Here is a 22,974-nt window from a genome sequence, read left to right as displayed (position 1 = left end):
GCCCGGGTCGACGGGGAAATCGCGAGCGGTACCGTACAAATCCGGATTGAGCGAATCCTTGCGCCCGAGCAAACAGGGCAGTGTCGTTCCAGACTATGGTCGCGCATCGAACGAACATCGGAGCCGAGGCCATGAGCCTGTACATGCTGGACGCCTTCATCTGGATTCTCGGGACTCGCGGTCATATTCCGCAAAGCGGCGACCTAGCCCCTCTTCCGGACCGGTCGTTGTTCGGCGTCGGCGCCGTGATGCGGGCCCTGGCCGCTTTCCTCGTGATGGTCACGATTCTGTCGCTGGTCCTGTGGCTCGGGGTCTCGCTTGCCATCAAGCTGCTGTAACCGGGTCCGCACGCGGTCACCGACGGTTTCGCGCGAATGGCGTACGAGCGCATCAGTCTAGAATGCTTCTAAGTCATACTATGGAATCCCTCTAAACTAAGCCTTTCGCGACATCCCGTCGCTGACGGCACGCCATCTGCTGCGCTACTGAAACCGGCATCGACATCATCGCCGCCGGAGCAGCTTTCATGATGAAATTTCGCGCCCTCACCGCAACCGCAGCGTTGCTCTGTTTCGTCTCGACTGGTGTCACCACGGCATCGGCCAGCAGCGAGGTCAACGTCTATACCTATCGCGAAACCAAACTGATCCAGCCGCTGTTCGATGCCTTCACGGCGGATACCGGCATCAAGGTCAACATCGTTTCGGCGAGTTCGGGCCTCGAGCAGCGCATCAAGGCCGAGGGCGCCAACAGCCCGGCCGACGTGCTGCTGACGGTCGATATCGGCCGCATGGACGAGGCGGTGAAGGCCGGGGTGACCCAGCCGATCAAGTCGGATGTGATCGACGAGATCGTGCCGCCGCAGTATCGCGATCCCGACGGTCACTGGGCCGGAATTTCGATGCGCGCGCGCGTGATCTATGCCTCGAAGGACCGCGTCGAGCAGCAGGCCATCAGCTACGAAGAACTCGCCGATCCCAAATGGAAGGGCAAGATCTGCCTGCGCTCCGGCCAGCACATCTACAACAACGGACTGTTCGCGGCCTATGTCGCCAAGTACGGCGAGGCCAAGGCCGAGGAATGGCTGCGCGGCTTGAAGGCCAACCTCGCGCAAAAGCCATCCGGCGGCGATCGCGAGGCCGCGCGCGACGTCGCCGCCGGCAAATGCGACATCGGCATCGGCAACACCTATTACTGGGCGCTGATGATGAACAGGGATCCCGACAAGAAGCCGTGGGCGGAAGCGACCCGCGTCGTGCTGCCGACCTTCGCGGGTGGCGGCACCCACGTCAACCTGTCCGGCGTGCTGCTGGCCAAACACGCCCCCAACCGTGCCAACGGCGTCAAGCTGATCGAATGGCTCGCGGGCGAGAAGGCGCAGCAATTGTATGCCGACCAGAACTACGAATACCCGATCCGGCCCGGCGTCGCCATCAATCCGACCATCGCGGGCTATGGCAGGCTCAACGCCGATCCGCTGCCGATCTCGAAGATCGCCGCCAACCGCAAGGCGGCCTCCGCACTGGTGGACAAGGTCGGTTTTGACAATTGAGCCTTCACGATTGCTGGCTGCTTCCTCCCCGGCCCGGGGGAAGCGGCCGCATGACTCCTGACCAGCGGCGCACGTGAACCGAAACCAGCGCACCGGCCGCGCCGCCGCGGTACTCGCAGTGGCGACAGCGATCCTGGTCGCAGCGCCCGTGATTTCGATCATCGCGCTGGCGATGCATCCGGCGCCCGGCCTGTGGCCGGATCTGATGGCCTATGTGCTGCCGCGGGCGATGATCGACACCGCACTGCTGCTCGGCGGCGTCGGCGCGCTGGCGCTCGCGATCGGCGCCGGCACGGCGTGGCTGATCTCGCTGCACGATTTTCGCGGCCGGGCGATGCTGGTGTGGCTGATGCCGCTGCCGCTGGCGATTCCGACGTATCTGGCCGCCTATGTCTACGCCGACCTGTTCGAGCCGCTGGGCCTGGTCCATCGCACGCTGGCGATCTGGTTTCCGCTCCGCGAAGCGGTCGGCGCCCTGCCCAATTTTCGTTCGATGCCGGGCGCGATCGTCGTCATGGGCCTCGTGCTTTATCCCTATGTCTATCTGTCGGCGCGGACCATGTTCCAGTTGCAGAGCGCCGAGTTCGGCGAGGCCGCCAGGACCCTGGGCGCGAAACGCTGGACCGTGTTCTGGCGCGTCTCGCTGCCGATGGCGCGGCCGGCGCTCGCGGTCGGGGTCGCGCTGGTGTCGCTGGAGACCCTCAACGACATCGGCGCCAGCGAATATCTCGGGGTCCGTACCCTGACGGTGTCGATCTTCAGCACCTGGCTCAACCGCGGCAGTCTTGCCGGTGCGGCGCAGCTTTCCTGCTTCATGCTGGCGATCGTCGCCGGCCTGATCGCGATCGAGCGCTACGGCCGCCGCAACACCACGGCGGAGTTTTCCGCCGAAAGTCCGCGGCTGACACCGCGCACAAGGCTGAACGGCGCCAGGGGCGGCGCCGCCTTCGCGGCGTGCCTGCTGCCGGTGCTGCTCGGCTTCGTCGTGCCGCTGCTGTATCTGCTGCAGCAGAGCTTTGGCCGCGGGCTGCTCGAGAATTTCGACATGGCGCTGGGGCGCGACGCCTTCAATTCGATCGCATTCGCAACCCTTGCCACGCTGATCGCGCTCGGGCTTGGCTTCGCCACCATCCTGGCCTGGCGCTGGCGGCCGAACCCGGTGCGGTTCATCGCCATGAACATCTCGCAGACCGGCTACGCACTGCCCGGACTGGTGCTGGCGCTCGGCCTGCTGACCCCGGTGCTGGCCATCGACAACGGCCTGAACACGGTTGCCGGATGGCTGGGACGCTCGTTGCCGGGGTTGATTCTGGTCGGCTCGGGCGCTGCCGTCGTGATCGCCTATGTGATCCGCTTTCTGGCGGTGCCGACCGGGATGATCAAGGCCGGGTTCGAGCGGATTCCGCACGACTATGACGAAAGCGCGCGCGCCGCCGGCGCCGGACAGGCGACGACGATGCGGCTGATCCATCTGCCGCTGCTGCGGCCGGCGATGCTGGGCGCGGTCATCATCGTGTTCGTCGACTGCCTGAAGGAATTGCCGGCGACGCTGCTGCTGCGGCCGCTCAACGTCGACACGCTGGCGACCTCGATCTACCAGTTCGCCAGCCGCGGCAGTTTCGAGGACGGCGCGCTGGCGGCGTTGCTGATCGTCGCCGCCAGCATCGGCCCGGTGGCGTGGCTGACCCGGTTTTCCGACATGCCGAGCGGCCCCGCGTAGACGTCCGTCGGGTGGGCAAAGGCCTTTGGGCCGTGCCCACCATTCGGAATAACGATCGAGGATAGATGGTGGGCACGGCGCGAAGAGCGCGCCTTTGCCCACCCTACGTAGCGGCGCAAATTTCAACGGCTGACGCCACCCACTCACGCCGTCGCGAACTGTCCCGAGCGCTTGATCAGCAGGTCGAGGAAGCTTCGTGCCCGCAGCGACATCCAGTGGGTCTCGGGATAGACCGCATGCAGCGGCAGGGCGGCGATGGAGAATTCGGGCAACAGATTCTGCAGCTGGCCATTGCGAAGGCCGGCGACCGCGCACCATTCGGGCAGCACGGCAATGCCGAGATGCTGCATCACGGCCTCCTGCATCGCATCGGCATCGTCGACCAGCAGCGGCCCGCTGATCGAGGCGACGTGGCGGCCGTGCTCGGATTCGAAGATCCATTCGCCGGCGGACGGCAGGCGCGAATAGACGATGCATTGGTGCGCGTCGAGATCCTCCGGCGTGCGCGGCATCGCGCGGCCCTGAAGATAGAACGGGGTCGCGACCAGATAGCGCTGCACGGTGCCGAGCCGCCGCGCGACCAGCGTGCTCGACTCCAGCTTGCCGATCCGCAGCGCCAGTTCGACGCCCTCCTCGACCAGATTGACGAAACGCTCGCTGAAGCGCACATCAAGGCGAACCCCCTGATAGGCGCGGACATATTCGGCGATCACGGGCATCAGATAGCGCCGGCCGAACGATGAGGGCACGCTGACCCGCAGCGTGCCGCTCGGCCGCAGCGAATTTTCCTCGATGTTGACCCGTGCCAGATCGAAGCTGGCGAGGATCTGGCGCGCCAGATCGTAGATGCGGTGGCCTTCGGGAGTCGGCCGCAGCTTGCGCGTGGTGCGGAAGAACAGCTGGGTGCCGAATTCGCTTTCGAGCAGCGCGATGCGCTTGCTGACGGCCGGCTGGCCGATGCCGAGTTCGCCGGCAGCAACCGAGAAACTGCCGCCTTCCAGGCAGCGGACAAAGGCGCGCAGGCAGTCGATACGGTCCATCCCGGGCATTCCTGATGGGAATAAATCATATCCTATCCATTCCGTATTCTTCGGACAAGTTGCTGGCTAGGCTGGGCGCAGCAAAATCGCAGGGGGCGAACAACTCCCGCACCGCTCGAAGGGAGGCATCATGAGACGCCACATCGGAATCGTCGGCGCCGGCATCGCCGGCCTGCATTTGGCGCTTTATCTGCAGAAGCACGGCATTGCCGCCACGCTGATCACCGACCGCCGGATCGAGGACTACCGCGGCAGCCGCCTCATCAACACGGTCGCCCACCATCATGTGACGATCGCGCGGGAGGACTATGTCGGCGTCAATCACTGGAACGACCCGAAGCAGCATTATTACTACCATGATCATTTCTTCAATTTCCCGCAGCCGCTCTCCTTCCGCGGCGACTTCTCGCGGCCAAGCCGCGCCGTCGACTACCGGATCTATTTGCCGGCGCTGATGAAGGACTTTCTCGATCGCGGCGGCATGATCGATTACCGCCAGATCGAACAGAGCGACATCGCCCCGCTGGTCGGCCGCTACGACCTGCTGGTGGTCGCCACCGGCAAGGGCCCGCTCGGCCAGCTTTTCAGCTACCGGCCGGAGCACACGCCCTATTCGCAGCCGCAGCGGCGGCTTTGCGTCGGGCTCTATACCGGCGTCCGCCAGCCGGACCCGATGAACGTGACGCTGTCGGTGTCGCCGGGGCACGGCGAGATGATCGTGATTCCCACCGTCAGTTTCGACGGCGTCGCCACCGCGCTGTTGATGGAGAACGTCCCCGGCGGCGACATGGAGGAACTGGCGACACTGAGCTACGACGCCGATCGCAGGCGTTTCCTGCAGGTGCTGCTGGACAAGCTCGAGAAGCATCATCCGACCACCTATCACCGCATCGACACCGCGCGCTTCGACCTCGCGCAGCCCGCCGACCTGCTGCAGGGCGGGGTGGTGCCGACCGTCCGCAACACCATGGTGCAGTTCGACGGCGGCAAATGCGCCATCGCGCTCGGCGACGTCCATTCGGTGGTCGATCCGATGATGGGACAGGGCGCCAATGTGGCTTCCTATGCGGCTTTCGTGCTCGGCGAGGAAATCGTCAATGCGGACGTGCTGGACGCGCGCTTCTGCGAAAAGGTCGACCTCAGGCGGCAGGATCGCGTGCTGGCGGCGGCGCGCTGGACCAACATCATGCTGCAGCCGCCCTCCGAGGCGCTCGGAATGCTGATCGGCACGATGAGCCAGAACCAGGCGCTGGCCGACGAGTTCACCGAGAACTTCAACTATCCGGACCTTCAGTGGGACCGTGTGTGCTCGGCGGAGCGCATCCATGCCTGGATCGAGGCCAGATCGGTGCCGGCGGCGGCGCTGCGGGCGACGGCATGAGGACAGCGACATGCATTGTCTGACCGTCACCTATCCGGCGCCGAAAGATACGTCCCGCTTCAAGGCCTATTACGAGGCGACCCATGTGCCGCTGGCGAAAACCCTGCCGGGCTTGAAGTCGTGTTCGTTCGCCTATCCGCAGGGACTGGGCCCTGCGGCGGCGCCGTTCTGCATCTTCCAGGCATGGTTCGAGGATGACGCCGCGATGTTTGCGGCGCTGCAATCGGAGATCGGAAAAAAGGTCGCCGCCGACGTGCCGAATTATTCGCCCGACGGCGCGACCCTGTTCCATTTTCCGGCCGGAGCATGAGATGCAGCGGGTCGATCCGGTCGCGTTCCGGCAGGCCGCATCGCGCTTCGTGACCGGGGTCGCGGTGCTCACCGCGCTGGATGAGCGCGGCGAGGTCTGCGGCATGACCGCCAACAGTTTCGTCAGCATCAGTCTTGCGCCCCCGACCGTGCTGGTCTCGGTGAAACCGGGCCGGATGCATGAGGCGATTTCGCGGACCGGCCGCTACGGCGTGAACGTGCTGCCGGAAGGCGGCAAGGAACTGTCGCGGCATTTCGCCGGCCGGCCCGCCGCCGATCCGGTCCCCGGCTGCGCCATCGTGCAGGGCCTGCCGAGGCTGTCCGGCTGCATCGCGTTCTTCGGTTGCGAATTGGTCCGAACCGTCGATGTCAGCGACCACACGTTGTTCATCGCCGAAGTATCGAGCTGCGATTACTGCGACAACCTTCCGCTGGTGTTCTTTTCCAGCCGCTATCATCTCGGACCGGGAATGCCGGTCGATCATTGAGCGGGGAAATTTGTCGTCCCTGCGAACGCAGGCACCCATAACCCCGGTCGTCTGTAGTTTGATGAAGGTCTTTAACTGCGGCGTTCTAACGAGAGGCCGCGGCGTATGGGTCCCGGCGCGTTGGCCGGGACGACGATGGCATTGTAACCGCCAATAACCGCTCACGCGTTCTTCAAAGCAACCCGGAATTCGGCTTCGGTCTTCGACTTGACCTCGTCGAGCGTGACGCCGTCGGCGAGTTCGATCAGCGCCATGCCGTCCTTGCCGTGCTTGTCGATGGTGAAGACCGCGAGGTCCGTTACCACCATGTCGACCACCTTCTCGCCGGTCAGCGGCAGGTTGCAGGTCTTCAGGAGTTTCGGGCCGTCCTTGGCGGAATGCTCCATCACCACAACGACGCGCTTGACGCCGGCGACGAGGTCCATCGCGCCGCCCATGCCCTTGACCATCTTGCCCGGGATCATCCAGTTCGCGAGGTCGCCGTTCTGCGCCACCTGCATGGCGCCGAGGATCGACAGATCGATATGGCCGCCGCGCACCATGCCGAAGGATTCGGCCGACGAGAAATAGCTGGTCGACGGCAGTTCGGTGACGGTCTGCTTGCCGGCATTGATCAGATCGGGGTCTTCCTCGCCCTCATAGGGAAAGGGGCCCATCCCGAGCATGCCGTTCTCGCTCTGCAGCACCACGTCGACGCCGTCGGGGATGTAGTTCGACACCAGCGTCGGAATGCCGATGCCCAGGTTGACGTAAAAACCGTCGCGCAGTTCCTTGGCGGCGCGGGCAGCCATCTGTTCGCGGGTCCAGGCCATCAGATTTCAACTCCGGTTGCGGCCGCGGCAGCCGCATCCGTGCGCTTGCGCGTGGTGCGTTGCTCGATCCGCTTGTTGGCGGTTCCGACCTCGATGATGCGCTTGACGAAGACGCCGGGCGTGTGGATGTGGTCAGGATCGATTTCGCCGGCCGGCACCAGATGCTCGACCTCGGCGACCGTGATCTTCGCCGCGGTGGCCATCATCGGGTTGAAGTTCCGCGCGGTCTTGCGATAGACGAGGTTGCCCGCGGTATCGCCCTTCCAGGCGTGGACGATGGCGACGTCGCCGAACAGGCCGCGCTCCATGATGTATTTCTCGCCGTCGAATTCCTTCACTTCCTTGCCTTCGGCGATCAGGGTGCCGACGCCGGTCTTGGTGTAGAACGCCGGAATACCGGCGCCGCCGGCGCGAATCCGCTCGGCCAACGTGCCTTGCGGCGCGAATTCGAGTTCCAGTTCGCCGGCGAGGAACTGCTGGGCAAACAGCTTGTTCTCGCCGACGTAGGACGAGATCATCTTCTTGATCTGGCGGGTCTCGAGCAGCCGGCTCAGCCCGATGCCGTCGACGCCGGCATTGTTGGAGACCACGGTCAGGTTCTTGACGCCGGAGTCGCGAATCGCGTCGGACAGGGTCTCGGCGATGCCGCAAAGACCGAAGCCGCCGGACATGATCATCATGCCGTCCCTCAAAATGCCGTCGAGCGCGGATTTGGCGTCGGGATAGACCTTGTTCATGAAAATACGACCTGATGGGAGTAAGGCGCTGGCGGCCACATTGACCGGATTATTAGGCGAATTCTTCGCAATGCGTCAATGACGGGGGGGTTGGTGAGTGCCGGAGGTTAAATTGATCTATTCCGGCAATGAACGTGCACCCCCTCTCCCGCTCTTGCGGGGGAGGGCTGGGGTGGGGGCGCGGCATCGGGGCTCGCGAAGAGAGCCCCCACCCGCCGCGCTACGCTCGGCACCCTCCCCCGCAAGCGGGAGAGGGAAGAAGCCGGCCTTGAAAGCGTCAAGAAAACCTATCAAGTTGTGGGGGTTAGCCTGCCGCCCGGCTCACTTCGAGATCGGTCCGACGTCATCAACCCGACATCAGTCTAACCAGACTCGGCTTTTAACCAGACTCGGATATGTCATTGACGGTGGCCCAACGAATGAAGCGCCTCGGCGTGCCGGTTGCCGCGTTTTTCGGCGTGGCGCTGATCGGCCTGGTCGGGGCTTCCTGGTTTCTCAACCGGGACGCGCTGCGGCAGGCGGTAGAGGCCCAGATCCGCGCCGTGACCGGGCTCGATTTCGTCGTCAACGGCAAGATCGACGTCTCGGTGTTTCCCGCAAGCTACGTCGCGTTTCACGACGTCGGCCTCAAGGGCGGAGCGACCACCGATCCCGCGCTCGCCGTCGACGTACTGACCGCGAATTTGCGCCTGCTGCCGCTGTTGCTGCGGCGGTTCGAGATATCCGACGTCATGATGCTGCGCCCGCATATCCGGGTCGTGCGCGACGGCGATGGCGAGAGCAACTGGACGCCGTTCATCGACACCATCGCGCGCACCATGCAGCCAGGCGCCGAGAACCCGCTGTCGTTCTCCGAGATCCGCATCCAGGACGGCCTGCTCACCTATCAGGATGCCGCCAACCGCGTTGACGAGAGGATGGGTGATATCGACCTTTCGCTGGCGTGGCCGTCGATATCGCGTTCCTTCGCCGCGACCGGGGAATTCGACTGGCGCGGCGAACGGGTCGACGCCTCGGTCAGCACCAGCGATTTCGTCGCCGCCCTTTCCGGCGAACGCGCCGGCCTGAAGGCGCGGCTGGCCAGTCCGCCGCTGAAGCTGGCGTTCGACGGCACCGTCGCCAACCGCACCAGCCTGATGATGGAAGGCACGCTCACGGTCGACAGCCCGTCGCTGCGCAACGCCATGCGCTGGGCCGGCCAGGCGCCGCCGGGAACCGGCGGGTTCGGCCGCTTCGCGCTGAAGGCGCGCGCCAACGTCGTCGGCGCGTCGATCGCGCTGACCAACGTCAATGTCGAGCTCGACGGCAACGTCGCCGAGGGCGTTATGACCTATGCCAACAACGGCCGCCAGACGCTGCAGGCGACGCTGGCCGCCGGCAACCTCGACTTCACGCCCTACATCTCCACCTTCCGCCTGCTGGCCTCCGGCGCACGCGACTGGAACCGGCAACTGTTCGACCTCAACGCGCTGTCCACCACCGACCTCGACATGCGGCTGTCGGCGGCGAAGGTGACGGTCGGCTCGTCGAAACTCGGCCGCACCGCATTCGGCGCCAATTTGCGCAACGGTGCGCTGGCGCTCAGCGTCGGCGAGGCGCAGATGTATGGCGGCATCGCCCGGGGCTCGTTCGGCATCGCGCGCGCCGATACCGTCGCCGACATCAAGGCCCAGTTCCAGTTCATCGACGTCGACCTGCAGGCTTGCGCGTCGGAATTGTTCGGCGTCACCAAACTGACCGGCCGCGGCAATCTCAACGTCTCGCTGGTCGCCTCCGGCGCGAGCCCCTTTGGCCTCGCCCAGTCGCTCGACGGCAGCGCCACCCTCACCGGCCAGAACGGCGCCATCGCCGGCTTCAATGCCGAGCAGCTCCTGAAGCGGCTGGAGCGCCGGCCGCTGTCCGGCGCCGGCAATTTCCGCTCGGGCTCGACGCCCTACGACACCCTGACCATCGCGCTTAAATTCAGCGACGGCATCGCCACCGCCGAGGACATCCGCGTCGAAGGCCCCTCCGCGCGCCTGACCCTGACCGGCACCGCCTCGGTGCCGATGCGCGAATACGACATGAAGGGCATCGCCAGCCTGGTCTCGGCCCCGAACGCCGCCGCCGGCTTCGAACTGCCGTTCGTGGTGCAGGGCCCGTGGGAAGATCCGCTGATCTTCCCGGACCCGGAAAGCCTGCTCCGCCGCTCGCCGGGCGCAGCCCCGCTGCTCGACGCGGTCAAGGACCGCAAGACAAGGGATGCGGTGCGCTCGGTGCTGGAACGGATTACGGGCGGGCGGCCGGCGGGCGCGCCGGAGGCGGCGCCGCCGGCGGCCGGTGTGCCGGTCGAGGCGCCGAAGGCGAACTGATCGACGATAATTTTGCAAGGCGGATTAGCGCTGCGTCATTCACCGTTATCCGATAGGAGACGGGTAGCCTTCGACGAAAACGCTCGGCGGGCTCCGACACGCGCAGCCGGCTGGGCCACCGGCAGCAATTCCATGTGCTGCTGTCGGCGGCCGGACGCGTGGCGCGGCGGGTTTCTGGAACAGCCCGGGCGTTTTCGCGTCGCGGGGCTGATGCGGCGTGTCTGGACTATCCACGTCATTGCGAGGAGCCCTTGCGACGCGGCAAACCATTCATAATTTTGTTCTGGCATGGATTGCTTCGTCGCAAGCGCTCCTCGCAATGACGAACTCAATCGGTTGGGCTGTTTGAAAATCGAATCTGTCGAGGCGAGACATGCCGCACTGTGATCGCGCGTACCGGCTTTGGAGCCGGCCTCGATGAAACAAATACCGATGTCATCGCCCGGCTCGGCGACGACAGTCTTGATTGTGGCGGCCGCCCTTCAGCAAAAGAAGCGCGCCCTCACCTTTCTTCCGACACCACATGATTGCAGGCGTAGCAGCGGAAGATCCGCATGGCGGCGCTGCCGATGATGGGCTGGAGATCGCTGAGATGGGTCATGGCCGCGCCGCATCTGTCGCAGATGCGCGCGGGCATGTCCGGGCTTTCAGGTGGGGCCTTCGCAGCAGGTGATGCCATGTGATCGGCCTTGTGGACGGGAAAACGATAGCGCGGCAACGCACCGCACGTCGGACATATATGAAGCTGTATCGAGATCATGTCAGCGCGTTGACGGCTTGATGGCTGCCAGCGGTCAATCCTGCTCATAGACAAGGCAAGGACACCGTAGAACTACAGGGGCGCCGCGCTCTCGCCCCGCGTGCTCGTGAGTTTTGTGGCGAGCGACGCCGCCACGATCACGACCGTGATCAACGCGAGTACCAGCGTGCAGATGGCGTTGATCTGCGGCTTCACCCCGAGCCGCACCTCCGAATAGATCCGGATCGGCAGCGTCGCCGAGCCGGGGCCCGTGGTAAAGCTCGCGATCACGACGTCGTCGAGCGACAGCGTGAACGCCAGCATCCAGCCCGCCACGATCGAGGGCAGGATCAGCGGCAGCGTCGCGCTCGCAAACGCCCGCAGCGGATCGCAGCCGAGATCCATCGCCGCCTCCTCCAGGCTGCGGTCCAGCTTGCCCAGCCGCGACTGCACCACCACGGTGACGAAACACATGGTCAGCGTGGTGTGGGCGATCGTCACCGTCCAGAAGCCGCGCTCGGCATTCAAGGCGACGAACAGCAGCAGTAGCGACAGCCCGGTGATGACTTCCGGCATCACCAGCGGCGCATACAGCATGCCGGAGAACAGCGTGCGGCCGCGAAACCGTTCGCCGCGCGACAGCGCCACGGCGGCGAGCGTGCCGAGCCCCGTTGCCAGCGTGGCGGAGACCGCCGCCACCCGCAGGCTCATCCAGGCCGCATCCAGCATGGCGCGGTCGTTGAAGAAGTCGGCGTACCAGCGCAGCGACCAGCCACCCCACACCGTCACCAGCCGCGAGGCGTTGAACGAATAGATCACGAGGATGACGATCGGCAGATAGAGAAACGCGAGACCGAGCACCAGCGAGGTGATGTTGAATCGCGAGAGCCGCTTTGTCTGATTCATCGGCGCGCCTCGCAGGTCAGCGCACGATTTGAATCTCCGTTGAGGGTGAGGGTAATTACTCCGGTCTCGGTGCGCCCCCTCTCCCATCGAGAGAGGGTTGGGGTGAGGGGGTACGGTCTATCGATCAGCCTGATCCCCTCACCCGGATCGCTAACGCGATCCGACCTCTCCCCGAGGGAGAGGTGAAGAAAGAGCGCCGTCATCGCGCCGCCTCGAGCTGGCGGCGCTGCAGCCGGTCGTACAGCGCCAGCGGCGCCACCAGCAGCACCAGCAACACCACCGCGACCGCGGCGGCCACCGGCCAGTCCTTGTTGGTGAAGAACTCCAGCCACAGGGTCTGACCGATCATCAGCGAATCGGAGCCCGCCAGCAGATCCGGAATCACGAACTCCCCGAGAATCGGAATGAAGCAGAGCAAGGCCCCGGCGCCGACGCCCGGCAATGACAGCGGAAACGTCACCAGCCAGAACGTCTGCTGCGGCGATGCGCCGAGATCGCCGGCGGCCTCCAGCAGCGCCGGATCCATCTTCGCCAGCGTGGCATAGAGCGGCAGGATCATGAACGGCAGATAGGAGTAGACGATACCGATATACATCGCGCTGTCGGTCGAGAGCCACACCACCGGCATCGAGACGATGTGCAGCGCGAGCAGGATCTGGTTGAGCAGGCCGTCGTGCTGCAGGATGTTGATCCAGGCATAGATCCGGATCAGGAACGAGGTCCAGAACGGCACGATCACCAGCATCATCGCGATGCCCTGCCATTTCAGCGGCAGCCGCGCCATGGCGTAGGCGACGGGATAGCCGATCAGAAGCAGGATCGTCGTCGAGACCGCGGCGACGACCATGCTGCGCAGATAGGACAGCACATAGAGATTGTCGGAGACCAGCAGGCGGTAATTGTCCAGCGACAGCGCGGCGAAGGCGGCCTTGATCGCCGCGAAACCCTCCGTCAGATCGAACACCGGCAGATAGGGCGGCTGCGCCACCGCGGTCTGCGACAGGCTGATCTTCAGCACGAAGCCGAACGGCACCAGGAAGAACAGCGCCATCCACAGCCAGGGCGCGATCGCGGCAAAGCGCGCCGGACCCGCGAAGATGCGCCGCGCGCTCATTGCTCCAGCACCAGGCAATCGTCGGGCGTGAACCAGGCCACCACGCGCTGACTCCGGCTGTAGGCGTCGACGTCGATCCGCGCCGTATTCGCCATCGACGAACGCAGCACCGCGCCGGAGTCGAGCTTCACCTTGTAGGTGGTGAAGCCGCCGAGATAGCCGACATCGGTGACGACGCCCTCGAGCCGGTTGATGGCCTGCGCGTTTTCCTCATTCGGCACCGGGCCGTGGCGCGACAGCTTGATCTTCTCAGGACGGATCGCAACGCTGACATTGGTCCTGGTAACCGGATGCCGCGGCTCCGCGACGTAGACGGTTCCGGCGTCCCGCGTCGTGATCGTCAACCGCGGCGCCATCGCAAGCCGGCTGCTCTCGCGCGGCTCGATCTGCCCCTCGAACAGGTTGATGTCGCCGACGAACCCGGCGATCCAGCGCGACGCCGGCGCTTCATAGAGTTCGCGCGGCTTCGCCACCTGTTCCAGACGCCCGGAATCCATCACGCCGATCCGGTCCGCCATCGTCATCGCCTCGTCCTGGTCGTGGGTGACGACGATGAAGGTGGTGCCGAGACGGCGCTGCAGCGCCATCAACTCGGCCTGCGTGCTCTCGCGCAGCTTCTTGTCGAGTGCCGCCAGCGGCTCGTCCAGCAGCAGGATCCGCGGACGTCGCGCCAGCGCGCGGGCCAGCGCCACGCGCTGCTTCTGGCCGCCGGACAACTGGTCAGGCTTGCGCTGCTCGAGGCCCTCGAGCTTGACCAGCGCGATCATCTCGGCGACGCGCGTGGCGATACCGGAAGCAGGCATGCCGGCGCGCTTCAGGCCGAACGCGATATTGTCGCGCACGGAAAGATGCGGAAACAGCGCGTAGTTCTGGAACATCATGTTGACCGGCCGCTCATGCGGCAGCAGCGCGGCGATGTCCCAGCCGTCGAGCAGGATCCGGCCCTCGTCCGGCGTCTCGAAACCGGCGAGCATCCGCAACAGCGTGGTCTTGCCGCAGCCCGATGGGCCGAGCAATGCGAAAAACTCGCCGGCCCCGATGTCGAGCGACACCCGGTCGACCGCGCGAAAACCGCCGAACTGCTTCACCACCGCATCGATGCGCAGCAGCGGAATGTCGGCGGCCCCGGCCTCGGGCGCGGCCTTTCCCGGCTCCGCCACCGCCTCGGATGGCGGTTCGGATTTCGCTGGCTCGTCAGTCATGTTGCCCGTCCGCCCGATCGTGGCTGCACGCTAGCGGCGGATCGGCAAAGGCTCAACCCTGCTGTAAGATGGTGCTGAAAAATGGCCGGCGCAGGCACGGCCATCCACCCTTTCGAGCGGAACGGACACATGCACCGGGACAGATACGATTTGCCGCTGACCACCTCCTCGGACCGCGCCGCCGCGTGCTATCGCGACGGCGTCGATTGCATGCTCAGCGCCTGGAACGGCGCCGGCGACGCCTTCGACCGCGCCATTGCCGAGGATCCCGGCTTTGCGCTCCCTTATGTGGCACGGGCGCGCATCCATCAGATGAACATGGAAATCGCCGAGGCGCGCGCCAAGGCGGCGCAGGCGAGGCTGCTGGCATCCGCGGCAAGTCCGCGCGAGCAACGCCATATCGAGATCATGGCGGCGACGATCGAGGGCCAGCCGATGGTGGCACTGTCCGGCGCCGAGCAGCATCTGGAGGAGTATCCGCGCGATGCGCTGGTCCTGTCGCTGCTGCTCGGCGCCTTCGGCCTCTACGCCTTCTCCGGACGCCCCGACCACGACGCCGCGAAACTCGCGGTCTGCCAGCGTCACGCGCGCCATTACGGCGAGGACTGGTGGTTCCTCACCTATCTCGGCTGGTCGCACACCGAAGCCGGCGACCCCGGCACCGGCCGCACGCTGACCGAACGGGCCTTGCCGCAGAGGCCCGCCAACGCCAGCGCCGCGCACGGGCTTTCCCATGCGCTGTTCGAACAGGGCGAGGCGGAGAATGGCCGCGAATTCCTGTCGGACTGGCTGACCACGCATGAGCGGGGCAGCTTCCTGCATGGACATCTGTGCTGGCATGTCGCCCTGACCGCGATCGAAGCCGGCGATCCCGGCGCAGCACTTGCGATCTACGAGAAACAGATCCGGCCGACCGGCTCGCCCTACCCGCCGCTGAACGTGTTCACGGATACCGCGTCGCTGCTGTGGCGGCTGTCGCTCGCCGGGACCACGGGGCTGGAGCCGCACTGGCAGGAAGTCGCCGCCTATGGCGAAAAGTTCTTCCCGCACGCGGGTGCCCATTTCGCCGACGTCCACTACGCGCTGGCAGCCTCCGCGACCGGCCGCGATGGCTTGCAGGCAAGGCTGGCGCAGATGGAAACGCGTGCGGCCGGCGGCAAGCTCGCGCCGGGTCCGGCCGCGATCGGTCTCTGCCGCGGCGTCCAGGCTTTTGCCGAAGGCGACCATGACGGCGCCGTCCGCATCCTCGAACCGTTGATGCCCGATCTGGTGCGGATCGGCGGCAGCCATGCCCAGCGCGAATTGTGGGAAGACACCTTCATCGTGGCATGCCTGCGCGCCGGACATGGCGACAAGGCCGCGCGCACGATTTCGGGACGGCTGCATCGCCGGCCCTCGCCACGCGATCAGGCCTGGCTGCGGGAGGCGCGACCGGCGGCACATTCCTGAGCCAGGACTTCATGAACCCTTCGCCGCCATGAACGCCGCCAGCCGATCGCGGTCTGCAGGTGGCATCGTCAAACCGAGTTTCGAGCGCCGCCACAGGATGTCGTCCGGAAAGCGCGCCCACTCCCTGGTCATGAGGTGGCGTACCTCCGCGCCGGTCAGGTCCGGCCCGAAGTCCGGCCCGAGGTCGGCGCGGTCCCTGGCGTCGCCCAAAATGGCCGCAAGGCGCGAGCCATACGCGGCGACCAGCCGCCGGGCCTGCGGCTCCCCGAGAAACCGCCAGCGCGCGACGGCCGTGTCGACCTCGTCGTCGAACCGCTCCCACGTAAAGTCGCCGCCCGGCAGCGGCGTGTAAGCGGTCCAGCGCGGCGACATCGGATAGAACGGTGAGAGCCGGGCGACCGCCCGCTCCGCGCGCAGCCGGGCGGTGGTGACGTCGCCGCCGAAGATCGTCAGCAACGGCGCCTTGCCCCGCGCGCCGTCGAACGCCATGGCGCCATCCCGCGCGGCGCGCCCGCGCGCCGGGCCCGGCACCAGATTGGCGCCGGACACGGTCTTGATCACGTCGTCCGGTTCGACCCGCTCGCGGAAATAGCGGTTGGCCGCATCGCAGAGATAGCCTACATCGGCTGCGGCCATAGACACCGCGGCGGGATCGCCCATGAAGGCGTGCCCCACAGTGCCGATCAGCGTGAAATCCCGCGCGTAGGGGCTGGCGAAAATCAGCCGCCGGTCGCTGTTCTGGAACACATAGACGCTGTCGGTCTCGAACAGGCGCCTGACGACGATCTGGCTGATCTGGACCGCATCGACGTCGGGCGGCTTCATGCGCAACACGGTTTCCGCGACCGACGCAGTCCAGGCGCCCGACGCGTTGGCCAGCGCGCGGGCCGTCACCACCCGGCGATGACCGCGATCGATCACCGCCAGCCGCCAAATGTCGGCCCGGTCGGCGCGGACGCAGCGCGCGCCCGTGCGGATCTCGGCGCCGCGCTCCGCGGCATCGACCGCGGTGAGAACCACCAGCCGGGAATCGTCGACCACGCAGTCGGAATATTCGAACGCGGTGCCGATCGGCCGCTTCAGCGCATTGCCGACCGGATGGTGGGTAATGTCGATGGTAGCTGAAGCCGGCAGCCGGGGACGCGAGGCAAGGCGGTCGTACAGCAGCAGCCACGACCGCAGCACCCAGGGCTGACGCCCGTCGGAATGCGCGGGGATCACGAAGCGCATCGGACGCACCAGATGCGGCGCGGTGCGCAGCCAGATGTCGCGCTCCTTCAGCGCGGCGCGGACACGCAACAACGCCCGGCGCTCCAGCACCTGGAGATCGCCGTGGATCAGCCGCGGCGAGGCCTGCGATGCGGCGGCGCCGAGGTCGCCCTGCTCCAGCAGGATCACGCGCAGGCCGCGGCCGGCGGCATCGCGCGCAATGCTGACGCCGTTCAGGCCTCCGCCGATGACAGCCAGGTCGTAATCCGCCATGCGCAAGCCTTACCCGGTCTTGCGCGCGGGCTCCATCGCGTCAGGGTTGCGACCGACCAGCGCGGCGTAGTTCCCGATCGGCAGCGGCTTGCCGAGGAAGTAGCCCTGCACCGCGTCGCAGCCCGCTTCCGCGAGGAAGGCGAGCTGTTCCTGGGTTTCGACGCCCTCGGCGACGATCGACATTTCGAGGCCGTGGCCGAGGCCGATGACCGCGCGCACGATCGACGCCGACTGCGGGTTTCGTCCGAGATTGACGACGAAGGCGCGGTCGATCTTGATCTTGTCGAACGGAAACGCCTGCAGATAGCTCAGCGAGGAATATCCGCTGCCGAAATCGTCCATCGAAATGCGCACGCCGAGCGCCTTCAGCCGCCGCAGCAGCGCCAGGCCGCGATCGAAATCCTCGATCAGCACGCCCTCGGTGATTTCCAGTTCGAGACGGCCCGGCGCGAGGCCGGTTTCGATCAGAATCGAGTGCACGAGGCCGACCACGTCGCCATGCATGAACTGCGCCGGCGACAGGTTGACCGCGACTTGCAGCGGCAGCGACCACGACGCCGCCTCGCGGCAAGCCTCGCGCAGGATCCATTTGCCCATCTCGACGATCAGCCCGCTCTCTTCGGCAAGCGGAATGAAGTCGCCCGGCGGAACGAAGCCGCGCACCGGATGCATCCAGCGCGCCAGCGCCTCGAAGCCGATGATCTTGCTGCCGGCCACGGTCGGATGCGCCCTCGCCTGGGGCTGATAATGCAGCGAGAGTTCGCCGTTCCTGATCGCCAGCGACAGGTCCTGGTGCAGCACGCGGCGATCCCGGATCTGCTGGTCCATTTCGGGCTCATAGATGCCGATCGAGCCGCGCGATTTCGCCTTGGCGCGGAACAAAGCCGCTCCGGCATTGGCCAGCAGGGAAGCCGCGTCCGAGCCATTGTGCGGGAATACCGAGATGCCGGTGGTGCAACCTGTGCGGACCGATTTGCCGTCGATCAGGAATTCGCTGGAAAGCGCTTCGGCCAATTTTTCGGCCAGCAGCACCCCGGCGACCGGCTGCTTGCCGTCGATGATCATCCCGAATTCGTCGCCCGAGAGCCGGGCCACGACCCCGCCGCGCGCCGAATGCTGAATCCGGTGCGCCACTTCGATCAGGAGCTTGTCGCCGACCGCATGGCCGAACACGTCGTTGATTTCCTTCAGGCCGTCGAGGTCGACCGACAACACCGCGAACTCCTCGTCGGTGCCTTCGCAGGCCTCGATCATCTGCGCCAGCGCCTGCAGGAAGGCGGCGCGGTTCGGCAGGTCTGTCAGACCGTCATGATACGCCATATGCGCCATCCGCGACTCGGTCTGGCGGCGGTCGGTGACGTCCTCATGGGTCTTGATCAGGTATTGCGGCTCGCCGGCATCGTCGAGCACCGTCATGCGGCGCGTCAGGAACAGCCGCAACCCGTCCTTGGTGGAGATCGGATGCTCCTCGGTGAGCAGGCCGCGCTTCTTGATCGCGGCTTCGTCGCGGGCCATGATCAGCCTGGCTTCGCGAGGATTGAAGATATCCGCAGCGGTGAGGCCGGTGGCGTCCTCGCGCCGGCGATTGAGGATGGTTTCGGCGCTGCGATTGGCGAGCAGATATTGCCCGTCGCTGACACGCTCTACGGTCAGCGACACCGGAATGTTGTCGACCACCAGTTCGAGGAATTTCTTGGTGTTCTCGAGTTCCCGCGAAAGCGATCGCCGGTCGGTGACGTCGTCGAACACGGCAATCAGGAATTCCGGCCGGTTCTTGTCGTCGCGGGCGACCACGCGGACGCTGGATAGCACTCGCTTCTGCGAGCCGCGCTCGACCACGAACTCGTTGCGGAACTGGCCGTCGGGCGAACCGAGCGCGGCTTGATCAGCCGCCTGTATGCTTGCCGTCGTGTCGGGGCGGAAAATCTCGTCGGCGCGCCTGCCGACGATGTTGTCGCGGGAAAAGCGCGAAAATCGTTCGAACGCGCGATTGGCGAAGATGTAGCGGCCGTCGTCGATACTCTTGGCGGCCACGCATACCGGCACATTGTCGAGCACCGATTCCAGGAATTGCTTGGTCGAGGCAAGTTGCCGCGACAGCTTGCGCTGTTCGCTGCAATCTTCGTGGGTAGCGACCGAACCACCATTCGGAAGGTCGAAATATTTGACCAGAACCGATCGCCCGCCGGGCAATTCGGTGACGAAGCCTTCCGGGCTATTGGCAAACTGGTAGAATTCCTCGACGCTGATGTCGAGGACACCGCGCTGGTGCCGCAACTCCAGCAATTCCGGGCCTGTCATGTTTTTCGGGACATCCGAACGCGTCAGGCCGTAAATTTCGAGATAGCGATCGTTACAGAACACGATCCGCTTCTGCGCATCCGTCATTACCACGCCCTGGCTGAGGTTGTTCAGGGCGGATCTGACGAAGGCGCTTCTGCGCAACTCCGTGCGCTTGACCTTGCGCAGCGCCGAATGCACCCACAGCGCGATCGCAGCAAGAAACGACGCGATGACGATGCCGCCGATCAGCATTTGCCAGATCGTGCCGGGATCGACCGCGCCGATATAATCCCGTGGCACAAAACTACCGGATACGGCCGAGGCGGCGCTGAGCGGCGTAACGCTGGCGACCACACAGAGGACGGCCTGTGCGGGATTCAATATCTTGCCGCCAGCCTGCCAATTCTTGTCAGCCATCAGTCACCCGCGGGATTTGTGGCCGGAGTGTCTGGCTTGACGGGTTTGGATCAGGTAAACACGTACCCTTACAACCCAGAAATGTGTCTTAAATTGCGGCAATTGCCCTGACATGATTAATGCTTTGCTAATGCAAGGACGTTCTGAAGCGTTTTGAAGCGAATTCAGCGGGTTCCTGTGAACATCCCCCCGAAACCCGACGATAATGCGTGAGCGCGGTTGATCCGGAACGCGCGGCATTCCACAAGGGCGCACCCTGGATCGAATGGCCGGCAATATCCCAAGGGATCAGAACCCTCGAATGGACACGGTAGAGTGCGTTGTTATCGGTGCGGGAGTGGTCGGTCTTGCGATCGCCAGGCGGCTCGCACAGGCAGGCCGCGAGGTCATCGTGCTGGAGGCTGCCGAAGGCATCGGCACCGTCACATCCTCGCGCAACAGCGAAGTGATCCACGCCGGCATCTATTACAAGGCCGGCAGTCTGATGGCGCGGATGTGCGTCAGCGGCAAGTGGGCACTCTATGAATATTGCCGGGAGCACGGCATTCCATACCGCAATTGCGGCAAGCTGATCGTCGCCACCACGGCCAGGGAAACCGAGAAACTGCAATCGATCCGGGCGCATGCCGAAGCCAATGGCGTGTTCGATCTGCAGAGCCTCTCGGGCGAGCAGGCGCGGCAGCTGGAGCCGGCGCTGAGCTGCGACGCCGCCCTGCTCTCGCCCTCCACCGGCATCATCGACAGCCATGCCTTCATGCTGGCGCTGCGCGGCGACGCCGAGGAAAGCGGCGCGGCCTTCGCCTTTCACACACCGCTGCTGCGCGCCAGGGCCAGTGCCGGCGGAATCGAACTGGACGCCGGCGGCGAGGCGCCGACGACGCTGGCGTGCCGGCTTCTGATCAATGCCGCAGGGTTGGCCGCGCCCGCGATCGCGCGCAGCATCGACGGCATGCCGATCGAACTGATCCCGCCGGCCTATCTCGCCAAGGGAAACTATTTCAGCTGCGGCGCGCGGGCGCCGTTCTCGCGGTTGATTTATCCGGTGCCCGAACCCGGCGGGCTCGGCGTCCATCTCACCCTCGATATGGCGGGACAGGCCCGGTTCGGCCCCGACGTGGAATGGATCGACACCATCGACTACGCGGTCGATCCCGCGCGGGCCGAACGATTCTATCCCGCGATCCGGCGATACTGGCCGACTTTGCCGGACGGCGCGCTGATGCCGAGTTATTCGGGAATCCGGCCGAAGATCGTGCCGCCGGCAGTGGCCGTGCAGGACTTCCTGATCCAGGGGCCGCGGGACCACGGCGTCGCCGGGCTGATCAATCTGTTCGGGATTGAGTCCCCGGGCCTGACGTCATCGCTGGCGCTCGCCGACCATGTCCGTGAACTCGCCGGCCTGTAGCAAACGGCCAATTGCCTGCACTCCCGGCCGATCCGGCGCGAAGGCAATTTCAGGATGAGCGCAACCGCGCTTATCCCGGGGTCTCGCAGGGTGACTTGAAAGCTGGTGCTACGGCGCTAGTGGAGCGTTTCGCCTACGGTATGCCTCAACCGCTCGATCTCGTCCTTGACCATCAATTTCCGGCGCTTCAGTTCGACAATTCGCAAGTCGTCCGTTGAAAGGTGCACGAGAGCTTCATGCAATTCGTTTTCAAGAACTTTATGTTTTCGTTCCAGTTCAACGAGATGCGCTTGAATTGCCATACGAAACCTCCTCGGGGGAATGAAACCTCAGATTCGATCCGGACTACAAAGTGTACACGAGCCGGAGAATCTGTCGATGGAAATCAAAAATCGGCTGCTCATATTTAAGTGTTATGTGCAACCAATCGTGAGTAGGGAACCGCCCCGCTTGCGCACGGGGCCGACAGGCCCGATATTCCCGGAGCGGTTCCAGCAACCTTTCGCCACCTCATCGCGTCTTTCAGCTAACGTACATCATGACCAACGAAGATGAGCGCGAACTCGAATCCGAGCTCGCACGGCTACAGCAGGAACACCGCGACCTCGACGCGGCGATCGATGCGTTGCATCAGTCGCCGGCGCCGGATCTGTTGCGGCTGCAGCGGCTGAAGAAGCGCAAGCTGCAGTTGCGCGACCGGATCGCGTTTATCGAAGACCAGATCACGCCTGACATCATCGCCTGATCATTCCTTGACGGACAACAGGTGGATCAGCTTTCGCAAATCAACTCCCGCAGCACGCCATTTATCTGAGTCGAACTGTAGGGCTTGGGCAGAAACCGGCCGCCCTCGGGCAGATCGGTTTCGCCGAGCCGGAGACGGCCGGAGGTTGCGACAATCTTGATCGGCGGCCAGCGGCCCCTGACGGCCCGGGCCAGTTTCAACCCGTCCATCGAGCCAGGCATCTGAATATCGGTAAATACTACCGTGATGTCCCGGCGGGCCTCCAGAATTTCAATCGCCTGATCCGCATTGGCGGCTTCGACCGCCTCGAACCCGGCGGCATTCACCATGTCGGCCGCCTCCATTCTCAACAGAAACTCGTCCTCGACGATCAGCACCACGGGTCTCTTGGAGTCGACAGGACCCATATTTTCTTCTCCTGCGAATACGCATTAAGCGCCTGAAATCGTTTTCGTTCCCCGCTGCCGACTTTTCAAAGGCTTCAGAAATTCGCGCGAAGTGCTCTGCGCAGAGGGGCCTTCCTCGGGTGTTCCCACATTGAGGGTGATTGAAGATCGCCATCACCAGTTGCGCCGGCGCGAACGGCTGCTGCAGGAAGATGCTGTCGGGGACACTGCCCGTGCCCATGTGCGCAGAAGGCATCACGCCGAAACCGGAATTTGTTCCGGTTCTTGCTGGAATCGTTCAACACCGGCGACGTCCAAAACTGATCGTGAAAACCTAAGCAGACCTTGACTCCAATAGAACAAAATAGGAACATTTCCTGGCGCCCCCTCGTCAGCTCAGGAAATCCCTCGATGTCCAACACCGCCCCACTGCCCGACTTCGATCGTTACGAACAG

At 64.9% G+C, this 22,974-nt stretch carries 22 protein-coding genes; 11 read left to right on the top strand and 11 right to left on the bottom strand.

Going from position 1 to position 22,974, the window contains the following annotated elements; translation table 11 throughout:
- Positions 1–131: 131 nt before the first annotated feature.
- The 3 genes from Q8R73_RS22940 to Q8R73_RS22930 all read left to right on the top strand — a co-directional run bounded on the left by Q8R73_RS22940 (position 132) and on the right by Q8R73_RS22930 (position 3,272).
- Positions 132–338, top strand: a complete 207-nt coding sequence (locus tag Q8R73_RS22940; protein WP_305721834.1) for a hypothetical protein — start codon at positions 132–134, stop codon at positions 336–338.
- Between the two features lie 188 nt (positions 339–526).
- On the top strand, positions 527–1,552 hold the full coding sequence (locus Q8R73_RS22935; protein WP_305721833.1) for a Fe(3+) ABC transporter substrate-binding protein: 1,026 nt from the start codon (positions 527–529) through the stop codon (positions 1,550–1,552).
- Positions 1,553–1,625: 73 nt separating this feature from the next.
- The gene (locus tag Q8R73_RS22930; RefSeq protein ID WP_305721832.1) at positions 1,626–3,272 is read left to right on the top strand and encodes an iron ABC transporter permease; all 1,647 of its coding nucleotides are present in this window, start codon (positions 1,626–1,628) and stop codon (positions 3,270–3,272) included.
- Between the two features lie 143 nt (positions 3,273–3,415).
- Here Q8R73_RS22930 and Q8R73_RS22925 read toward each other — a convergent pair whose 3' ends face one another.
- The gene (locus tag Q8R73_RS22925; protein ID WP_305721831.1) at positions 3,416–4,312 is read right to left on the bottom strand and encodes a LysR family transcriptional regulator; all 897 of its coding nucleotides are present in this window, start codon (positions 4,310–4,312) and stop codon (positions 3,416–3,418) included.
- 130 nt (positions 4,313–4,442) lie between these two features.
- Here Q8R73_RS22925 and styA point away from each other — a divergent pair, with 130 nt between their 5' ends.
- The 3 genes from styA to styB are packed head-to-tail and all read left to right on the top strand — an operon-like array spanning position 4,443 to position 6,490.
- Positions 4,443–5,693: a styrene monooxygenase subunit StyA gene (styA, locus tag Q8R73_RS22920; RefSeq protein ID WP_305721830.1), complete on the top strand. Its 1,251-nt coding sequence runs from the start codon at positions 4,443–4,445 to the stop codon at positions 5,691–5,693.
- Between the two features lie 10 nt (positions 5,694–5,703).
- Entirely contained in the window at positions 5,704–6,003 is a 300-nt protein-coding gene (locus Q8R73_RS22915) for an EthD family reductase (protein ID WP_305721829.1), read from the top strand.
- Between the two features lies 1 nt (position 6,004).
- A complete protein-coding gene (gene styB, locus Q8R73_RS22910) occupies positions 6,005–6,490 on the top strand; it encodes a styrene monooxygenase NADH-dependent flavin reductase subunit StyB (RefSeq protein ID WP_305721828.1) in 486 nt (161 codons plus the stop codon).
- A gap of 161 nt (positions 6,491–6,651) precedes the next feature.
- Here the strand turns inward: styB and Q8R73_RS22905 are convergent, their stop codons facing one another.
- Together Q8R73_RS22905 and Q8R73_RS22900 are read right to left on the bottom strand one after the other, a co-directional pair.
- The gene (locus tag Q8R73_RS22905) at positions 6,652–7,302 is read right to left on the bottom strand and encodes a 3-oxoacid CoA-transferase subunit B (protein WP_305721827.1); all 651 of its coding nucleotides are present in this window, start codon (positions 7,300–7,302) and stop codon (positions 6,652–6,654) included.
- On the bottom strand, positions 7,302–8,039 hold the full coding sequence (locus Q8R73_RS22900) for a CoA transferase subunit A (protein ID WP_305721826.1): 738 nt from the start codon (positions 8,037–8,039) through the stop codon (positions 7,302–7,304). The genes Q8R73_RS22905 and Q8R73_RS22900 overlap by 1 nt, the downstream gene beginning before the upstream one ends.
- Positions 8,040–8,434: 395 nt before the next feature.
- Between Q8R73_RS22900 and Q8R73_RS22895 the strand changes: the two genes are divergently transcribed.
- A complete protein-coding gene (locus Q8R73_RS22895) occupies positions 8,435–10,390 on the top strand; it encodes an AsmA family protein (protein ID WP_305721825.1) in 1,956 nt (651 codons plus the stop codon).
- A gap of 502 nt (positions 10,391–10,892) precedes the next feature.
- Here Q8R73_RS22895 and Q8R73_RS22890 read toward each other — a convergent pair.
- From Q8R73_RS22890 to Q8R73_RS22875, 4 genes are all read right to left on the bottom strand, one after another.
- Complete coding sequence (locus tag Q8R73_RS22890; RefSeq protein WP_305721824.1) at positions 10,893–11,150, bottom strand: hypothetical protein; 258 nt, start codon at positions 11,148–11,150, stop codon at positions 10,893–10,895.
- A gap of 72 nt (positions 11,151–11,222) precedes the next feature.
- Positions 11,223–12,035 (bottom strand): ABC transporter permease, encoded by an 813-nt coding sequence (locus Q8R73_RS22885; RefSeq protein ID WP_305721823.1) that lies wholly within the window; start codon positions 12,033–12,035, stop codon positions 11,223–11,225.
- 199 nt (positions 12,036–12,234) lie between these two features.
- The gene (locus Q8R73_RS22880) at positions 12,235–13,149 is read right to left on the bottom strand and encodes an ABC transporter permease (protein WP_305721822.1); all 915 of its coding nucleotides are present in this window, start codon (positions 13,147–13,149) and stop codon (positions 12,235–12,237) included.
- Positions 13,146–14,351, bottom strand: coding sequence for an ABC transporter ATP-binding protein (locus Q8R73_RS22875; protein ID WP_305721821.1), 1,206 nt, complete (start codon positions 14,349–14,351; stop codon positions 13,146–13,148). The genes Q8R73_RS22880 and Q8R73_RS22875 overlap by 4 nt, the downstream gene beginning before the upstream one ends.
- Before the next feature lie 129 nt (positions 14,352–14,480).
- Between Q8R73_RS22875 and Q8R73_RS22870 the strand changes: the two genes are divergently transcribed.
- Positions 14,481–15,800 (top strand): tetratricopeptide repeat protein, encoded by a 1,320-nt coding sequence (locus Q8R73_RS22870; RefSeq protein ID WP_305721820.1) that lies wholly within the window; start codon positions 14,481–14,483, stop codon positions 15,798–15,800.
- A gap of 9 nt (positions 15,801–15,809) precedes the next feature.
- Here the strand turns inward: Q8R73_RS22870 and Q8R73_RS22865 are convergent, their stop codons facing one another.
- Positions 15,810–17,282, bottom strand: coding sequence for a glycerol-3-phosphate dehydrogenase (locus Q8R73_RS22865; RefSeq protein WP_305721819.1), 1,473 nt, complete (start codon positions 17,280–17,282; stop codon positions 15,810–15,812).
- A gap of 9 nt (positions 17,283–17,291) precedes the next feature.
- Positions 17,292–19,982 (bottom strand): EAL domain-containing protein, encoded by a 2,691-nt coding sequence (locus Q8R73_RS22860; RefSeq protein WP_305721818.1) that lies wholly within the window; start codon positions 19,980–19,982, stop codon positions 17,292–17,294.
- Between the two features lie 301 nt (positions 19,983–20,283).
- Here Q8R73_RS22860 and Q8R73_RS22855 point away from each other — a divergent pair, with 301 nt between their 5' ends.
- The gene (locus Q8R73_RS22855; protein ID WP_305721817.1) at positions 20,284–21,387 is read left to right on the top strand and encodes an NAD(P)/FAD-dependent oxidoreductase; all 1,104 of its coding nucleotides are present in this window, start codon (positions 20,284–20,286) and stop codon (positions 21,385–21,387) included.
- 116 nt (positions 21,388–21,503) lie between these two features.
- Here Q8R73_RS22855 and Q8R73_RS22850 read toward each other — a convergent pair whose 3' ends face one another.
- A complete protein-coding gene (locus Q8R73_RS22850) occupies positions 21,504–21,689 on the bottom strand; it encodes a YdcH family protein (RefSeq protein ID WP_305721816.1) in 186 nt (61 codons plus the stop codon).
- A gap of 236 nt (positions 21,690–21,925) precedes the next feature.
- Between Q8R73_RS22850 and Q8R73_RS22845 the strand changes: the two genes are divergently transcribed.
- On the top strand, positions 21,926–22,132 hold the full coding sequence (locus Q8R73_RS22845; protein WP_159007701.1) for a YdcH family protein: 207 nt from the start codon (positions 21,926–21,928) through the stop codon (positions 22,130–22,132).
- Between the two features lie 26 nt (positions 22,133–22,158).
- On the opposite strand, the gene Q8R73_RS22840 is transcribed toward Q8R73_RS22845, so the two are convergent.
- Positions 22,159–22,539: a response regulator gene (locus tag Q8R73_RS22840; protein WP_305721815.1), complete on the bottom strand. Its 381-nt coding sequence runs from the start codon at positions 22,537–22,539 to the stop codon at positions 22,159–22,161.
- A 140-nt stretch (positions 22,540–22,679) separates the two neighbouring features.
- On the opposite strand from Q8R73_RS22840, the gene Q8R73_RS22835 reads away from it, so the two are divergent.
- A complete protein-coding gene (locus Q8R73_RS22835) occupies positions 22,680–22,856 on the top strand; it encodes a hypothetical protein (protein WP_305721814.1) in 177 nt (58 codons plus the stop codon).
- Positions 22,857–22,974 lie beyond the last annotated feature (118 nt).

Origin of the sequence: Bradyrhizobium sp., from assembly GCF_030697065.1 — a bacterium.
Lineage (GTDB): Bacteria > Pseudomonadota > Alphaproteobacteria > Rhizobiales > Xanthobacteraceae > Bradyrhizobium.
This window is presented reverse-complemented; position numbering and strand designations above follow the sequence as displayed.

Bases quoted from the DNA above. Each gene is read 5' to 3' on its own strand.
- Q8R73_RS22900 (WP_305721826.1), bottom strand. From the start codon at position 8,039: ATGAACAAGGTCTATCCCGACGCCAAATCCGCGCTCGACGGCATTTTG.
- Q8R73_RS22855 (WP_305721817.1), top strand. From the start codon at position 20,284: ATGGACACGGTAGAGTGCGTTGTTATCGGTGCGGGAGTGGTCGGTCTT.
- Q8R73_RS22870 (WP_305721820.1), top strand. From the start codon at position 14,481: ATGCACCGGGACAGATACGATTTGCCGCTGACCACCTCCTCGGACCGC.
- styB (WP_305721828.1), top strand. From the start codon at position 6,005: ATGCAGCGGGTCGATCCGGTCGCGTTCCGGCAGGCCGCATCGCGCTTC.
- Q8R73_RS22940 (WP_305721834.1), top strand. From the start codon at position 132: ATGAGCCTGTACATGCTGGACGCCTTCATCTGGATTCTCGGGACTCGC.
- Q8R73_RS22875 (WP_305721821.1), bottom strand. From the start codon at position 14,351: ATGACTGACGAGCCAGCGAAATCCGAACCGCCATCCGAGGCGGTGGCG.
- Q8R73_RS22865 (WP_305721819.1), bottom strand. From the start codon at position 17,282: ATGGCGGATTACGACCTGGCTGTCATCGGCGGAGGCCTGAACGGCGTC.
- Q8R73_RS22895 (WP_305721825.1), top strand. From the start codon at position 8,435: ATGTCATTGACGGTGGCCCAACGAATGAAGCGCCTCGGCGTGCCGGTT.
- Q8R73_RS22905 (WP_305721827.1), bottom strand. From the start codon at position 7,302: ATGGCCTGGACCCGCGAACAGATGGCTGCCCGCGCCGCCAAGGAACTG.
- Q8R73_RS22935 (WP_305721833.1), top strand. From the start codon at position 527: ATGATGAAATTTCGCGCCCTCACCGCAACCGCAGCGTTGCTCTGTTTC.
- styA (WP_305721830.1), top strand. From the start codon at position 4,443: ATGAGACGCCACATCGGAATCGTCGGCGCCGGCATCGCCGGCCTGCAT.
- Q8R73_RS22850 (WP_305721816.1), bottom strand. From the start codon at position 21,689: ATGGCAATTCAAGCGCATCTCGTTGAACTGGAACGAAAACATAAAGTT.
- Q8R73_RS22880 (WP_305721822.1), bottom strand. From the start codon at position 13,149: ATGAGCGCGCGGCGCATCTTCGCGGGTCCGGCGCGCTTTGCCGCGATC.
- Q8R73_RS22860 (WP_305721818.1), bottom strand. From the start codon at position 19,982: ATGGCTGACAAGAATTGGCAGGCTGGCGGCAAGATATTGAATCCCGCA.
- Q8R73_RS22885 (WP_305721823.1), bottom strand. From the start codon at position 12,035: ATGAATCAGACAAAGCGGCTCTCGCGATTCAACATCACCTCGCTGGTG.
- Q8R73_RS22890 (WP_305721824.1), bottom strand. From the start codon at position 11,150: ATGATCTCGATACAGCTTCATATATGTCCGACGTGCGGTGCGTTGCCG.
- Q8R73_RS22840 (WP_305721815.1), bottom strand. From the start codon at position 22,539: ATGGGTCCTGTCGACTCCAAGAGACCCGTGGTGCTGATCGTCGAGGAC.
- Q8R73_RS22845 (WP_159007701.1), top strand. From the start codon at position 21,926: ATGACCAACGAAGATGAGCGCGAACTCGAATCCGAGCTCGCACGGCTA.
- Q8R73_RS22925 (WP_305721831.1), bottom strand. From the start codon at position 4,312: ATGGACCGTATCGACTGCCTGCGCGCCTTTGTCCGCTGCCTGGAAGGC.
- Q8R73_RS22915 (WP_305721829.1), top strand. From the start codon at position 5,704: ATGCATTGTCTGACCGTCACCTATCCGGCGCCGAAAGATACGTCCCGC.